This is a genomic window from Streptomyces sp. NPDC030840 (genome assembly GCF_055572015.1).
Window position 1 is genome coordinate 42,325 of record NZ_JBVIEE010000029.1, and the last position, 15,291, is coordinate 57,615.

The window sequence follows — 15,291 nt, forward strand, 5'->3', positions numbered from 1 at the left end:
CGCATGCGTGCTCTGCTCGTCGACCACTCCGCTCCCTCCGGTCTCCGCCTCGGCGAGACCGCCGATCCCGAACCCGGCCCCCACCAGGCTCTGATCCGGGTGACCGCCACCTCGCTCAACTACGGAGAGGTCAGTCACGCCGTTTCCCGGGCGCCGGACGGCACCGTTCTGGGCTGGGACGCCGCCGGAGTGGTCGAACGCGCGGCCGCCGACGGTTCTGGGCCGGCAGCCGGAACTACGGTGCTGACTCTGGGCGAGAGCGGCGGCTGGGCGGAGTTCAGGACGGTGGACACCCGTCTGCTCGGCATGGCGCCCGCCGGCGCCGACGCCGGGGCGCTCAGTACCCTGCCGGTCGCGGGAGTCAGCGCTCTGCGCGCGTTGCGCCGGATCGGCTCCCTGCCGGGCAAGCGCGTTCTCATCACCGGCTCCACCGGCGGCGTCGGACGCTACGCGGTCCAGCTCGCCCGCCGCGCAGGCGCACATGTGATCGCCTCAACCGGCGACCCGGGCGCGCACGGCGACACCTTGCGCGCGCTGGGCGCGGAGGAGGTGATTGCGGGACCGGAACACGCGGGCAGCCTCGTGGACGCCGTCGTGGACTGCGTCGGGGGCCCTCAACTGGTACAGGGATTCGAGAAGCTGGCACCGCACGGCACCCTGGTCGCCGTCGGCGACGCCACGCTGCGGCCCGTGCACTTCCCGCCCGGCGCGTTCCTGGGCAACGACGGACGGCACGGCCGCTCCATCGTCACCTTCCACCTCCAGGACGGCCCCCTTCCCGGCCCGGACCTGACATGGCTCGCAGACCGCGTCGCCGCGGCAGACCTCATTCCCCAGATCTCCTGGCGCGGCAACTGGAACAGGGCCCACGAGGCCATCGCCGCCCTCGTTGGCCGCCGCCTCCACGGCAAGGCCGTTCTGGACGTCACGCCGTAGGTCGAGCGAGAACCCCCCGTTCGGCATGACGGGAGGCCCGAGCCGGCACAACCGGGGGCGAACAGCCCACCGCCGAGCGCTACTTGTCTACTTGACCTTCCGCAGCCCCAGCGGCCCCGCGATCTCCTCCGCCATCACCCTGCCCGCCTCGAACTCGAGCGTGTCGTCGCCCATGCCCTGGTCGGTGTCCAGGCCGTCCAGTTCCGCGAGCGGCTGGTTCAGGCGCACGTGGGCCAGCAGCGACTGCAGGGCGCGGAGGGTCGCCGACGCCGTGGAGCCCCAGTTGGAGAAGTACGAGAACTGCCACCACCACAGCGCCTCCGTCGTGCGGCCCGCGCGGTAGTGGGCCATGCCGTGGCGGAGGTCGGTGATGACGTCGGTGAGGTCGTCGGAGATACGGGCGGGGACGGGCGCCTTCCGGGGCTCGTAGGGGTCGAAGACCTCGGAGTAGACGTCGATCGGGTCCAGCAGGCGGGCCAGGTTCTCGCGGAGCTCGTCCACGTCCTGCTCCGGGCCCATGTCCGGCTCGTACCGCTCCTCCGGCACGAAGTCCTCGTGCGCGCCGAGACGGCCGCCGGCCAGCATGAGCTGGGAGACCTCCAGGAGGAGGAAGGGGATCGCCGATTCCGGCTCGTCGCCCTTCGCCACCTCCGTGACAGCTACGAGGAAGCTCTCTACCTGGTCCGCGATCTGGACCGCGAAGTCGTTCGGGTCCTGGTTCGTCGCGTGCAGCGTGGCGTCAGACATCTAGGAGTCGTCTCCCCTCGAAGGCGCGGCCGAGAGTCACCTCGTCCGCGTATTCCAGGTCGCCGCCCACCGGGAGGCCGCTGGCCAGGCGGGTGACCTTGAGGCCCATGGGTTTGATCATGCGGGCGAGATACGTGGCCGTGGCCTCGCCCTCCAGGTTCGGGTCCGTGGCCAGGATGAGCTCCGTGACCGTACCGTCGGCGAGCCGGGCCAGCAGCTCCCTGATCCGCAGGTCGTCCGGGCCGACTCCTTCGATGGGGCTGATCGCTCCGCCGAGCACGTGGTAGCGGCCCCGGAACTCGCGGGTGCGCTCGATCGCGACCACGTCCTTCGGCTCCTCCACCACGCAGATCACCGCGGGGTCGCGGCGCGCGTCGCGGCAGATGCCGCACAGCTCCTCCTGCGCCACGTTCCCGCAGGTCGCGCAGAAGCGGACCTTGGCCTTGACCTCCATGAGCGCCTGCGCGAGGCGGCGCACGTCGGTCGGCTCGGCCTGGAGGATGTGGAAGGCGATCCGCTGCGCGCTCTTGGGACCGACGCCGGGGAGCCTCCCCAGTTCGTCGATGAGGTCCTGGACCACGCCTTCGTACAACGGACTGCCCGCCCTTCGTGCTGCCCCTCGTGGAGTCTTTCAGTTCGTACGGTAGTTGGCCCTCGCCCGTCTGAGAAAGGCAGGACGGGGGCCGCGCGGAGAGCGCCCGGGGGCGCCGGCGCCGGGCGGCGTCGCCGGAGTCGCGGAAGTCGTCAGAACGGCAGACCGGGGATGCCGCTGCCACCCAGGCCCTGGGCGAGGGGGCCCAGCTTCTGCTGCTGGAGCGCCTGCGCGTTCTCGTTGGCCGCCTGGACCGCCGCGACGACCAGGTCCGCGAGGGTCTCGGTGTCCTCCGGGTCGACGGCCTTCGGGTCGATGACCAGGCCACGCAGCTCGCCGGAGCCGGTGACCGTGGCCTTCACCAGGCCGCCGCCCGCCTGGCCGTCCACCTCGGTCCTGGCGAGCTCTTCCTGCGCGTTCGCCAGGTCCTGCTGCATCTTCTGGGCCTGCTGGAGCAGCTGCTGCATGTTGGGCTGGCCACCACCGGGGATCACGATCAGCTCCCTTTGCGGGTTCTCTGCTATGGGCTACGGGTTCACGGGGCCCTCTCGGGCTGTTTCCCGCCTGGCACGAGCCTACGTGGTCGGCGTTGACATGGCGTAAGCACTCTTTCGGGTGAGGAATAGGTGCCCCGATACCCGGTCAAGGACCTCGTCCGGGCGGAAAAACGACGAAAGCGCCGCCGTCGCCCTCTGTGGGGCGCTAGGAACGGAGCGTTACGTCCCGTCGGCTGTGTGCCGGCGTCGTCAGCAGCAGTAGGGAGTGCCGGGTGAGCAAGCCGGAGATGCAGCCCGAGAGAGCGGCCCGGGAAGGGCGCGACGACGGGAGGGACGATGGCGCGGGGCTGTGGGCGGGGGGTCGCGAGCTGACCGGACGGCCGTTCCCCACGGGTGACTGGGGGGAGCCCGCGGAGCGGCTGGAGGAGCTGTACCGGTGGGTGGAGCGGGGTGCGCTGGAGACGGTGACGTGGTACCTCGCGGACCGGGTGTGGAAGCGGCGGGCGGCGCGGGTGCTGCGGGTGGGGGCCGCGTGCGGGGCCGTCGCCGGGGCCTCGCTGCCGCTGCTCGACCTCACCGGGGTGATGGGCGGGGTGGCGCCCTGGGGGTATCTGTCGCTGCTGCTGTGCGCCGCGTGCGTGGCGGGGGACCGGTTCTTCGGGGTCACGTCCGGCTGGATACGGGACGTGGCCACGGCTCAGGCCGTGCAGCGTCGGCTCCAGGTGCTGCAGTTCGACTGGGCGGCCGAGAGCGTGCGGGAGGTTCTGGGGCCCACGGAGGGGACGGCGAGCGAGGCCGCGGAGCGGTGTCTGGGGGTGCTGCGGAGGTTCTCCGAGGACGTCACGGAGCTGGTGCGGGCCGAGACCGCGGACTGGATGATCGAGTTCCGGACGGGGGCCGCGCCGTTGGGAATTCAGACGGCGGGGGTGGGTGGAGGGCGGCCGGAGTCGTCGCCGAACGGGCGTGTTCCCTTGCCTCCGGGGGCACGGCCGAACATGCCGCGGCAGCGGCCGCCGGAGGCCAGGTGACTTCGCTCGCACCCGCCGCCCCTACCCGTCCTCAGGTCTGCGGCGCCGGAAACGCCACCGGGCCCCGCGCCCCCGCCCGGTTCACCGCGCGCACCCCGAAGAAGACGTTGTCCTTGGACAGGTCGACCTCGTACGACGTGACGTCGCCCGCGGGGATCACATGCGTCCACTCGGGAGCCGTCGTCTCGCGCCACACGATCTCGTAGCCCGCGAGATCGGGCTCGGAGCCGCGGGACCAGGTCAGCTGGGTGGCGTTCGTCAGGGTGGACGTGACGATCCGGGCGTCACGCGGCGTGCCGGGGGCCTGGGCCAGCGTCCACAGGGCGGCCGCGTTCACCCTGGCCACGCGCGCGGTGAAGGCGAAGTCGCAGAACTCCGGCAGGTCGCCGTACTGCTTGCCGTCCTCGACCCGCACGTCCTGGTGCTGATGGGCGAAGTCCTCGGCGGGCTCGGTGAAGCGGGCCGCGGGGTAGGCCCGTTCGAGGAAGGGGATGTGGTCGCCGCCACGGCGATAGCGGTCACGGCGGTAGATCACGCGGACGTTCATGCCCGTCGCGTCGTTGTCCGCCACGTCCCGGACGAACCGGGCCAGCTGGCGGGACGGGGAGTCGTTCTCGCCGCCCACCGAGCGGCGGATCGCGGCCTGTTCGGGGGTCTCGGAGGACGGTACTCCCTCCGCGAAGAGACGGATCGTGTACGGGTCGCGCGTCCCGTCGTCCGCCGTCGGGCTGCCGACGATGTCGTTGGTGAACATGCCCTGGACGTCCGTACCGGCCGCCTTGTACCGCTGCGCCATGTACGCCGCCCCGTACAGCCCCTGTTCCTCCCCCGCCACCGCCGCGAACACGATCGTCGAGGCCGGCCGACGCCGCGCCATCACCCGGGCCAGCTCCATGGCGACGGCCACCCCGGAGGCGTCGTCGTCCGCGCCCGGCGCGTCGGAGGTGGCGTCCATGACGTCCGACGCGCGCGAGTCGTAGTGCCCGGAGACGACGTACACCCGCTCCGGGGTCACCGAACCTCGCAGCGTCGCGACCACGTTCGTGATGCGGGTCGGCACAGGGATACGGCTCGCCGGTTCCTGGATGTACGACTGGAGGTCCACCGTCATCCGGCCGCCTGAGGCGGCGGCGTACGACCGCATCCGAGCCGCGATCCAGTCGCGTGCCGCGCCGATGCCGCGGTCGGGGTCGTCCTGCGACGACAGGGTGTGGCGGGTGCCGAAGGAGACCAGTGTGCGGACCGTCGCCTCGATGCGGCCGGGGTCGATCTCCCGTAAGAGGGCGCGGAGTTCACGGGAGGGGGGTTGCGCGGTGGCTGGTGCGCTGTCGGTGTCTCCTTCGTCTCCGTCCGCCGCCCTCGCTGTCCCGGGGGCTGCCGTGGCCGTGGCCGCCACCCCCGCCGCAGCCGTGGCCGTCAGAACCGTTCTCCTGCTGGGGCGCATGCGTCCTCCGCGAGCAGCCGGGGCGTGCCAACGGTGTCATGGTTGTGGACGCGTCAAACGGGGGCAAGGGTGCCTCAGGGGGCTGCTGTGCCGTGCGGCAACGCTCCACGGGCTCCCATTCCACGTGGGCCACTCCCCCGAGCCGTACGGTGGGGTCACGGTACGGTCCGGGCCGGGACATTCCGGATGCGGCGCCTGAAGTTCAGCGAAAATTCAGCGACTTGACCGGGCGGTCGCCAAGAGGCCTGCCTGGCTGGTGCGTTCGGCCGGTGCGTTCGGCCGGTGGGTTCGGCCGGTGGGTTCGGCTGGTGGGTTCACCCCGCCTTGGTGTACGTCAGCGCGTCCCCCGAGTCCGCGTTCACGCGGCGCAGCCGGCCGTCGGCGCTGATCTCGACCTCCGAGGCGGCGCCGGGGGAACAGGTGCTCGCCGGGCCGACCGTGACGGTGGAGGGGCCGATCTCCAGCGGGCCGTCGCCGCTCGGGGCCGACGCCAGCTCGGCCTGGAACACGCAGTGGTAGGTGCCGCTCCCGACCGGTCCGTCCGCCGTGAGGGAGAGGACCGTGTCGCCGACCTCGCCCTGCTGGATGACCAGACGGCGGGTGTGGTGCCCGGTGGCGTTGTCGATGCTCGCGTCCCAGGTGCCGAGGTACGCGGCGGGGATCGTGCCGTCCTCGGGGCCCTGTGTGGTCGGGTTCCCGCCGTCCGGTGAGGCCGAGGACCCGGAGGTGCCCGTGCCTGCGCCCGTGTCCGTGCCCTTGCCCGGCGTCGAGGGCGCGCTCGTCGTCGGGGAGGCCTTGTCGCCCCTCCCCTGGCCGGAACCGCCCTTCATCATCGCGTACACCGAACCGCCCGCCCCGAGCGCGACGACCAGCGCGACCGCGACGAGCGCGGCCGTGGAGCGGCCGTCCCTGCGCGGGGGCTCGAGCTGCGGGACACCGCCGGGGCCGTACGGGGGAGTCGGCCCGAGGGGGCCCGCCGGGGGGCCGTAGGGCGGGGTCGAGCCCATGGCGGAGCCGTACGGGCCGTGGGCGCCGTAGCCGGCGGGCTGCTGAGGCTGCTGGGGATAGCCGTACGCGGCGGGCTGCGGGTGGTGCTGGGGATAGCCGTACGCGGCGGGTGGCAGCGCCGGCGGGGGCGCCTGCCCGGGGCCGGCGACCTGGGTGGGCAGCCGGTCCAGTCCGCCCGCTCCGGGCCGGCCGGGCGGCGGGACCGGGGCGTGTCCGGGTGATGCCTCCGGGGCGGCGGGGGCGTGCTCCGGGGACGCGGGGGCGTGCTCCGGGGACGCGGGGGCGTGCTCCGGGGACGCGGCGGGGGCGGCGGGCGCCGCCTGCTCCGCCGCCGCTCCCCTGCCCGTCATCGCCCGGCCCGTCCCCGCCACCCCGGAGGCATCACCCGTTCCCGCCCGCCCCGTCCCCGGTCCGCCCGTCTCCTCCGGGTTCTCGGTGTCCAGCAACCGCACCGCGTGCCGCCCGAGTTGGGCCACCAGGGCGCTCGGCAGCCAAGGGTCCCGGGAGCGTCCCGCGAGGACGGTGTCCTCGGCGCCCGTGCGCTCCAGGATCCGGTTGAGCGTGGGCCGGGCCGCGGGGTCCTTGCGGAGACAGTCCCGTACGAGGTCGGCGAGCCCCTCCGGCAGGGCCGACAGGTCGGGCTCCTCCTGCGCGATGCGGTACATCAGCGCGTGCACACCGGAGTTGGCGGTCCCGAAGGGGAGGGCGCCGGTAGCGGCGTACGCGAGGACGGAGCCCAGGCAGAAGACGTCGCACGCGGGGGTGATCCGGTCCCCGCGCACCTGCTCGGGCGCCATGAACCCGGGTGACCCGACGAGCGCGCCCGTCCGCGTCAGCCCGCCGTCGGTGACGGTCTCCAGGGCGCGGGCGATCCCGAAGTCGATGACCCGGGGTCCGTCGATGGTCACGAGCACGTTGGACGGTTTGAGGTCGCGGTGGACGATCCCGGCGGCGTGGATGTCCTTGAGCGCGTGGGCGAGCCCGGCGGCGAGGATCCGCACGGACCGCTCGGGCAGCGCCCCGTGGTCGTGCCCGACGACGGTCTGCAGGCTCGGCCCGGCGACGTACCCGGTGGCCACCCAGGGCGTGTCCGCCTCGGTGTCCGCGTCGAGAACCGGGGCCGTCCAGTACCCGCCGACCCGCCGCGCGGCCTCGACCTCCTGCCGGAACCGGGCCCGGAACTCCTCCTGTTCGGCGAGTTCCTGCCGGACCAGCTTCACGGCGACGGTACGGCCGCGGTCGGACCGGGCCAGGTACACCTGCCCCATCCCGCCCGCGCCCAGCCGCGCGAGCAGCCGGTACGCACCGATGCGCTGTGGATCCTGCGCGCCGAGCTTCTCCATCGCCGCGCCACCTTCCCCCCGTGCGTATGCGACAGACCGAGGATAGTGCTGCGGTCCGGGAAGGTGAGGTGGGTGGTTTCTACGGTTTCGTAACAGTGGTCACCGCGGCCCGTGCCAACGGGTCCGGGAGCGTGGGCGACGCCGGGAAGCGGCAGCGCTCACTCGTACTTCTCCGCGGGCGCGCAGTCCATGTAGGAGCCGGACTCGTACGCCGCCCGGTCGCCGTCGCGGTCGCGGATCGCCTCCACGAGGCGGGCGTGGTCCTGGAACTGCTCGGGGCGCAGCGCGTCGCCGAAGTGGTCCAGCAGCGAGTCCCGGATCACCTCGCCGAGATCGGCGTGCAGCTCGGCCAGGACGGTGTTGTGGGACGCCGCGACGACGGCCAGGTGGAAGGCCACGTCGGCGTTCACGAAACCGACCCTGTCCCCGGCCGACCAGGCCTGCTCCCGCTGTTCCAGCGCGAGGTCGAGCCGCTCCAGGTCGTCCGGGGTACGGCGGACGCAGGCCAGGCGGGCCGCCCGGATCTCCAGGGCGCTGCGGACATCGGTGACGTCCTCGGTCCGGGCCTTTTCGAAGCGGGTGCGCATCATGCCGGCCAGCTCGCTGGTCGCCCGCACGTAGGACCCGGAGCCATGGCGGATGTCCAGAAGGCCGGTGTGCGCCAGGGCCCGGACCGCCTCGCGCACCGTGTTGCGGGCCACGCCGAGCTGCTCGACCAGCTCCGTCTCGGTGGGGATGCGGGAGCCGACGGGCCAGGCTCCGGAGGTGATCTGGCGCCGCAGCCTGGCGATCACCTGGTCGGAGAGTGCTTGTCGGCGTACGGGATCCATGGTCATCCCATCACTCTATGACAGCTCTCATCCCATGAGACTGCGTAAAACTCATCCTATGACTCTACGACCAACCACTAGACATTGAGTCATAGGATGAGTCTACGATAGGGCCTATGCCGAAGATCGGGATCAGGAATCGCGCCTTACGCACCGGCCGGGACACTCCTCCCAGCACGTCCCGGGGGATGCGCCGACTGGCGGTGGCGGCGCTCGTCCTCGCGGCCCTGAACCTGCGCCCGGGGGTCACCAGCCTCGGGCCGGTCCTGGAGGAGGTCCGCGACAGCCTGTCCATGAGCGGCACGGTGGCGGGGCTACTGACCTCCATCCCCGCCGTGTGCTTCGCCCTGATCGGCTCGACGGCCCCGGCCCTGGCCCGGCGCCACGGCGCGGCCGGCGCCATCGCGGCGGCCGGCGTGGTGCTGACGGCCGGCCTCGCGCTGCGCCCGTTCGCCGCCGATCCCGTCCTGTTCATCGCGCTGACCGCCCTGTCACTCGCCGGCATCTCCATCGCCAACGTGCTGCTCCCGGCCGTCGTCAAACAGCGCTTCCCCAGCCAGGTGGGAGCGATGACGGGCCTGTACTCCATGGCGCTGAACGTCGGCGCCTCGTCCGCCGCCGCCGTCACGGTCCCCCTGACCGAGGCGTTCGGCGGTGACTGGCGGTACGGCCTGGGGGCCTGGTCGGTTCTGGCCGCGCTGGCCGTGCCGCCCTGGCTGGCACTCGCCCGCCGCCGACCGCCACCGGAAGCGGACCGGACGGACGGCACCAGCGGCCGACCAGGGGGCCCCCGGGGCAATCCACAGGCCGACCCTCACGCCAGCCCACAGGGCCATCCCCAGGTCAGGCTCTCCCGTGACCCCACCGCCTGGGCGCTCACCGCCTACTTCGGGCTGCAGGCGGGCTCCGCCTACATCATCATCGGCTGGCTGCCACAGATCTTCCGCGACGCGGGGCTCTCCGCCGGCACCGCCGGCCTGCTGTTCTCCGGCACCTCCCTGCTGGGCGTCCCGCTGTCCTTCGCCCTGTCCGCCGTGGCCGGGAAGCTGCGTCACCAGAGCGGGATCGCGGCGACGATCGGCGTGTGCGGCCTGGCCGGATTCGCGGGACTGTGGGCGGACCCCTCCGCAGCGCCCTGGCTCTGGGCGTTCCTGCTGGGCGTGGCCAACTGTTCCTTCCCCCTGGCCCTGACGATGATCAGCATGCGCGGACGTGACAGCGCCACGGTCGTGCGGCTCTCCGGCTTCGTGCAGAGCTTCGGCTACCTGCTGTCGATCCCCGGGCCCGTCGTCGTCGGCGTTCTCTACGACCGGTCCGACGGCTGGCGGCTGCCGCTGACCTTCGTCCTGCTGCTCACTCTGGTCCAGATCGCCGCGGGCCTGCTCGCGGGCCGCAATCGCCAGATCGGCTGAGGGCACGGCCGCGAACCGGCGCGACGAGAAATACTGAATCCATGGATTGATTTTTCCTGGATTTCACTCAAAAAACCCAGTTGACCTTGCAGCAGAATTGCTCCTAGAATTCAAATGGAGCAAACGGCAGAAGATGCCACGCAAAATCAGTTCGACGCACGAACAGTGGACGAACAGGCGTGATTCCAGAAATTCTGCCAAAGCCGCCAACTGCACTCGGCCGGCGAGAAATTCCGAACACCGCACCAGGCAAGAATCATCGTTCGAGGCGGCGCCCCGCCCACGGAAAAGGCGCCGCTGTCCAGTCATGCGGAAAAGGGAAACTCATGAGCACAGATGTGATGTCCGGCACTCGTCGCGCTGCCGCCAGCCTGACCGACCTGCTCACCGACCGGGCGCACCGGGCCCCGGACCGGATCGCCGTCGCCCACGAGAACCAGAGCCTGACATTCGCGCAGCTCATGCAGCGCGGCAAAGCGTTAGGGGCATTCCTGCGGCGAGCGGGTGTGACCAGGGACGACCGCGTCGGTGTGTTCATGGAGCCGTCGCTCGACCTGGTGACGAACGTCTGGGGAATCCTGTGGGCCGGCGCATCCTACGTGCCCCTTTCACCGGAATACCCCGAAGAGCGGATCGCCTACATGATGGCGGACGCCGGAGTGGACATCGTCCTCACCCAGGAATCACTCCGGCCGACCCTCCGTGAATTGTCACCGGCCGACGTCCGGGCTGTCACCCCCGAGGAGGTGTTCGGGTTTACGGAACCGAATGACCTGACCACTGATTTCCTGCCCGGTGCCCGTCCCGAGGACCTCGCGTACGTCATCTACACCTCCGGCAGCACCGGAAGACCGAAGGGGGTGATGGTCGAGCACCGGAGCATCGTGAACCAGATGCGCTGGCTGCACGACGCGTGCGGAATCGACGCGGGCGAGACCGTTCTCCAGAAAACCCCCATGAGTTTCGACGCCGCCCAATGGGAGATTCTCGCCCCCGCCTGCGGCAGCAAGGTGGTGATGGGCGCCCCCGGCATCTACCGCGACCCCGAGGCGATCATCGCCACCATCAACCGGCACGACGTGACCACCCTGCAGTGCGTCCCCACCCTCCTCCAGGCGCTCCTCGACACCGACAGCCTGCCCGCCTGCCGGTCCCTGCGCCGGATCTTCAGCGGCGGCGAGGCCCTCTCCCGAAGTCTCGCCGTCCAGTGCCTCGACGCCATGCCGACGGCCCGTCTGGTCAACCTCTACGGCCCGACCGAGTGCACCATCAACGCCTCCGCCTACGTCGTGGACCGCGCCGCGGTGGACGACGGACCCCGCACCATGCCGATCGGCACTCCCGTCCGCGACACCACCTTCCACATCCTGGACGCGCAGGGGAAGCCGGTCGCGACCGGCGAGATCGGCGAACTCCACATCGGCGGCACCCAGGTGGCCCGCGGCTACCTCGGCCGCCCCGACCTCACCGCCGACCGGTTCGTGCACGACCCCTTCTCCAGCGCCCCCGGTGCCCGCCTCTACCGCACCGGCGACCTGGCCCACTTCAACGCCGACGGCACGGTGCAGTTCGTCGGCCGTGCCGACAACCAGGTCAAGTTGCGCGGCTACAGGGTCGAACTGGACGAGATCCGCCAGACGATCGAGACCCACGACTGGGTGCGCGGCGCCGCCGTCCTGCTCCGCGACGACGACGCCACCGGCTTCCAGAACGTCGTCGCCTTCGTCGAACTCAACCCCAAGGAAGCCGCCCTGATGGACCAGGGCAACCACGGCTCCCACCACCAGTCCAAGCGCAGCCGGCTCCAGGTCAGGGCCCAGCTGTCGCACGCCGGCTGCCGCGACGCCGCCGAACTCGACGGCCGGCCGGTGGTCCGGCTCCCCGGCGCCGAGGCCACCCTTGAGCAGCGCGCCCGCGCCTTCGCCCGCAAGACGTACCGCTTCTACGAGGGCGGAGCGGTCAGCCGGGACGACATCCTGCGGCTGCTTGAGCGGCGCACCCCGCCGGAACTCCCCACCCGCACGCTCGACGGCCTCACCACGGCCGAACTCGGCCGAATCCTGCGGAACTTCGGCCAACACCTCAGCGACCAGCGGCTCCTGCCCAAGTACGCCTACGCCTCACCCGGCTCCCTCTACGCCACGCAGATGTACCTCGAACTCGACGGGGTGGGCGACGTGGCCCCGGGCCTGTACTACTACCACCCGCTGAACCACCACCTCGTGCTGATCGGCCCGTCCCCACGAGGATCCGCACCCCGGGCAGCGATCCACTTCCTCGGCAAGCACCGGGCGATCGAGCCCGTCTACCGCAACAACATCCGTGAGGTCCTGGAGATCGAGGCCGGGCACATGGTCGGCCTGTTCGAGGAGGTGCTGCCCGCCCACGGCCTGCGCCTCACGGCCGCCGCGTACCGGACGGCCGTCAAGGACCGCCTCGACTGCGCCGAGGAGGACCACTACCTGGGCACGTTCGAGCTCCAGCCGTACGACGCGAGCGTGCCGAGCGAGGACACGGACGCGTTCGACATCTACGTCCAGGCCCACTCCGGCCGGGTCGACGGCCTCCCGGCCGGCCAGTACCGGTACGCCGACGGCACCCTCGTACGCATCGGTGACGACGTGGTGCTCAAGAAACACGTCATCGCCATCAACCAGCGAGTCTACGAACGCGCCGCCTTCGGTATCAGCCTCGTCGCCACCAGCCCCGACGCCTGGCGGCAGTACCTGGACCTGGGCCGCAAGCTGCAACGCCTGCAGATGAACGACCTGCGCCTCGGCTTCATGTCCTCCGGCTACAGCTCCGAGTCCGGCAACGACCTGCCCTCGGCCAAACGGCTGAGCAGGATCCTCACAGACCACGGGCTGCCGACCGGACCGTCGTACTTCTTCGTCGGCGGGCGGGTCAGCGACGAACAGACGCACAGCGAGGGCATGAAGGAGGACTCGGTCCACATGCAGGGGCCGGCCGAGCTGATCAAGGAGGACCTGGCCGGACTGCTGCCCCGCTACATGCTGCCCAACCGGATCGTCGTCCTGGACCGGTTGCCGCTGACCGCCAACGGCAAGATCGACAGCAAGGCGCTGGAGGCGTCCCAGCAGGCCGAACTGGCCGTCTCCGAGCGCAGGTTCGTCGCGCCACGGACGCGCTCGGAACGCCGGGTCCGCGATATCTGGCAGGCGGTGCTCAAGCGCGAACAGGTCTCCGTCATGGACGACTTCTTCGATCTCGGCGGCAACTCCCTGCTCGCCGTGGCCCTCGTCAGCCGGCTGAACGCGGACTTCGGCGGCACGATCCCGCTCCAGGTGCTGTTCGACGCCCCCACCGTGGAGAAGCTCGCCGCGCGGCTGGACGCGGAGTCGTCCGAGCCGCTGCCCCGGCTGGTGCCGCTCCAGCCCGAGGGCACGGGCACCCCGCTGCACTGCTGGCCAGGCCTCGGCGGCTACCCGATGAACCTGCGTCCGCTGGCCGCCGCACTGGGCACCGGCCGGCCCGTCCACGGGGTGCAGGCCCACGGCATCAACCGCGGCGAGGTCCCCTACTCCACCGTCCGCGAGATGGCGACGGCCGACGTCGAGGCGATCCGGGAGATCCAGCCGCACGGCCCCTACCTCCTGTGCGGCTACTCCTTCGGCGCCCGGGTCGCCTTCGAGGCGGCGCACCAGCTGGAGCAGGCCGGCGAACAGGTCGAGCACCTGTTCCTCGTCGCTCCCGGCCAGCCGCGGCTGCGGCCCCAGGACGCCGCCGGGGCCGGCGGCACTGCGGACTTCGGCGACCGTGCCTTCCTCGCCATCCTCTTCTCCGTCTTCGCCGGCACGGTCACCGGCCCGCTGCTGGACGAAGCCCTGCGGACCGTCACGGACGAGGACGGCTTCGTCTCCTTCATCACCGCGGCGTTCCCCGGCCTCGGGGAGGACCTGGTGCGGGCCGTCACGGGCGTCGTGAAGCGCACGTACTCCTTCACGTACGCGTTCCACGAGCTGACCGGACGGCGCCTCGACGCGCCGGTGACGCTCGTCAAGGCCGCCGACGACAACTACTCCTTCATCGAGCACCGGAGCGGATACTCCGCCCGGCCGCCCGCCGTCCATCAGCTGCGGACCGGCCACTACGAACTGCTGCGCGAGCCGCACGTCGCCGAACTCGCCGCGCTCGTCAACGACCGGCTGAACGCCGGTGTCCCCACGGCCCCGCGTCCGGGCCAGGCCGCCCACGCCGTCTTCCAGGAGGTCGGAGTGCCCCACATCAACATCAAGCACTTCCCGGTGCCCATCACCGAGCAACAGGAGTCCGAACTGGTCGCCGCGGTCACGGCTGCGGTGCGCGACGCCTTCGGCTGCAAGGAGGACGTCGTCTCCATCGCGCTCGAACCCGTCGCCCAGGACGTGTGGAACGAGATCGTCTACGTGCCCGAGATCGTCGACCGGCAGGCCCTGCTGCGCAAGACGCCCAACTACTGAACCGCCGCCTCCAACTCCCGGAAGGACCAACTCCTCCCATGACGACCCCCGCACGCGGGCACCGTCCGGTGCCGCTGGTGTTCACCGACGAGGTGGCCTCCGCGCTCGCCGACGGCGACCCGGTGGTGGCCCTGGAGTCGAACGTCATCACCCACGGACTCCCCTACCCTGACAACGCTGCCACCGCCCGCAAGGTCGAGGAGGCCGTACGGACCGGTGGCGCGGTACCGGCCACGATCGGCATCGACGGCGGCCGCATCCTGGTCGGGATGACCGACGCGGACATCGAGCGCTTCGCCGCCACGCCGGGCATCCCCAAGGTGAGCAGCAGGGACCTGGCGGCCGTCCTCGCCTCGGGCGGCACGGGCGCCACCACCGTCGCCTCCTCCCTGGTCGCGGCGGAGCTCGCCGGCATCCCCTTCTTCTCCTCCGCGGGCATCGGCGGCGTCCACCGCGGCGCCGAGACCACCATGGACGTCTCGTCCGACCTGATCCAGTTCACCCGGTCCAAGGTGGCCGTCGTCTGCGCCGGCGCGAAGAAGATCCTCGACCTCGGCCTGACCCTGGAGTTCCTGGAGACGCACTGCGTCCCCGTCATCTCCTACGGCTACGACGACTTCCCCGCCTTCTACTGCCGCTCCAGCGGGCTGCGCGCCCCGCAGCGTCTCGACGACGAGACCCTCATCGCCCGCGCCGTCGAGACCCACTGGGCACTCGGCAACCCCGGCGGCGTCCTCATCACCAGCCCCACCCGCCCCGAGGACGCGATCGACGGGCAGGACATCGAGGCGGCCATCGCCGAGGCCCTGGGCGCCGCCGCGCACGACGGGGTGAGGGGCGGCGCCGTGACGAAGTACGTGATGCGTGCCGTCGACCGCGCCACCGAGGGACGCTCCGCGCTGGCCAACATGGCCGTGCTCATCAACACCGCCGAGGTCGGCGGCCGGCTCGCCGCGGCCCACGCCCGGCTCCGACGCGAGGAGAACCAGTGAAC

General features: G+C 71.6%; 11 protein-coding genes. 5 read left to right on the plus strand and 6 right to left on the minus strand.

Annotated features, from left to right (window positions below):
• The first annotated feature begins 3 nt into the window (after window positions 1–3).
• Entirely contained in the window at window positions 4–936 is a 933-nt protein-coding gene (locus ACZ49J_RS39680; RefSeq protein ID WP_467455930.1) for a zinc-binding dehydrogenase, read from the plus strand.
• Window positions 937–1,023: 87 nt separating this feature from the next.
• On the opposite strand, the gene ACZ49J_RS39685 is transcribed toward ACZ49J_RS39680, so the two are convergent.
• The 3 genes from ACZ49J_RS39685 to ACZ49J_RS39695 all read right to left on the minus strand — a co-directional run bounded on the left by ACZ49J_RS39685 (window position 1,024) and on the right by ACZ49J_RS39695 (window position 2,769).
• Window positions 1,024–1,683, minus strand: a complete 660-nt coding sequence (locus ACZ49J_RS39685) for a DUF5063 domain-containing protein (RefSeq protein ID WP_467455929.1) — start codon at window positions 1,681–1,683, stop codon at window positions 1,024–1,026.
• The gene (recR, locus tag ACZ49J_RS39690) at window positions 1,676–2,275 is read right to left on the minus strand and encodes a recombination mediator RecR (RefSeq protein ID WP_131563726.1); all 600 of its coding nucleotides are present in this window, start codon (window positions 2,273–2,275) and stop codon (window positions 1,676–1,678) included. The genes ACZ49J_RS39685 and recR overlap by 8 nt, the downstream gene beginning before the upstream one ends.
• Window positions 2,276–2,427: 152 nt before the next feature.
• The gene (locus tag ACZ49J_RS39695; protein WP_322723206.1) at window positions 2,428–2,769 is read right to left on the minus strand and encodes a YbaB/EbfC family nucleoid-associated protein; all 342 of its coding nucleotides are present in this window, start codon (window positions 2,767–2,769) and stop codon (window positions 2,428–2,430) included.
• A 275-nt stretch (window positions 2,770–3,044) separates the two neighbouring features.
• Here ACZ49J_RS39695 and ACZ49J_RS39700 point away from each other — a divergent pair, with 275 nt between their 5' ends.
• Window positions 3,045–3,800 (plus strand): SLATT domain-containing protein, encoded by a 756-nt coding sequence (locus ACZ49J_RS39700; protein WP_467455927.1) that lies wholly within the window; start codon window positions 3,045–3,047, stop codon window positions 3,798–3,800.
• A 31-nt stretch (window positions 3,801–3,831) separates the two neighbouring features.
• Here ACZ49J_RS39700 and ACZ49J_RS39705 read toward each other — a convergent pair whose 3' ends face one another.
• The 3 genes from ACZ49J_RS39705 to ACZ49J_RS39715 all read right to left on the minus strand — a co-directional run bounded on the left by ACZ49J_RS39705 (window position 3,832) and on the right by ACZ49J_RS39715 (window position 8,431).
• Window positions 3,832–5,244: a M20/M25/M40 family metallo-hydrolase gene (locus ACZ49J_RS39705; protein WP_467455926.1), complete on the minus strand. Its 1,413-nt coding sequence runs from the start codon at window positions 5,242–5,244 to the stop codon at window positions 3,832–3,834.
• 314 nt (window positions 5,245–5,558) lie between these two features.
• Window positions 5,559–7,595 carry a serine/threonine-protein kinase gene (locus ACZ49J_RS39710; RefSeq protein ID WP_467455924.1) on the minus strand — a complete coding sequence of 679 codons (2,037 nt, stop codon included), beginning with the start codon at window positions 7,593–7,595 and terminating at the stop codon, window positions 5,559–5,561.
• 158 nt (window positions 7,596–7,753) lie between these two features.
• The gene (locus ACZ49J_RS39715; RefSeq protein ID WP_467455922.1) at window positions 7,754–8,431 is read right to left on the minus strand and encodes a FadR/GntR family transcriptional regulator; all 678 of its coding nucleotides are present in this window, start codon (window positions 8,429–8,431) and stop codon (window positions 7,754–7,756) included.
• A gap of 110 nt (window positions 8,432–8,541) precedes the next feature.
• Between ACZ49J_RS39715 and ACZ49J_RS39720 the strand changes: the two genes are divergently transcribed.
• From ACZ49J_RS39720 to ACZ49J_RS39730, 3 genes are all read left to right on the plus strand, one after another.
• Entirely contained in the window at window positions 8,542–9,837 is a 1,296-nt protein-coding gene (locus ACZ49J_RS39720) for a CynX/NimT family MFS transporter (protein ID WP_467455920.1), read from the plus strand.
• A gap of 326 nt (window positions 9,838–10,163) precedes the next feature.
• Complete coding sequence (locus tag ACZ49J_RS39725) at window positions 10,164–14,297, plus strand: amino acid adenylation domain-containing protein (protein WP_467455918.1); 4,134 nt, start codon at window positions 10,164–10,166, stop codon at window positions 14,295–14,297.
• Window positions 14,298–14,335: 38 nt separating this feature from the next.
• Window positions 14,336–15,289, plus strand: coding sequence for a pseudouridine-5'-phosphate glycosidase (locus ACZ49J_RS39730; protein WP_467455916.1), 954 nt, complete (start codon window positions 14,336–14,338; stop codon window positions 15,287–15,289).
• The last annotated feature ends 2 nt before the right edge of the window (window positions 15,290–15,291 follow it).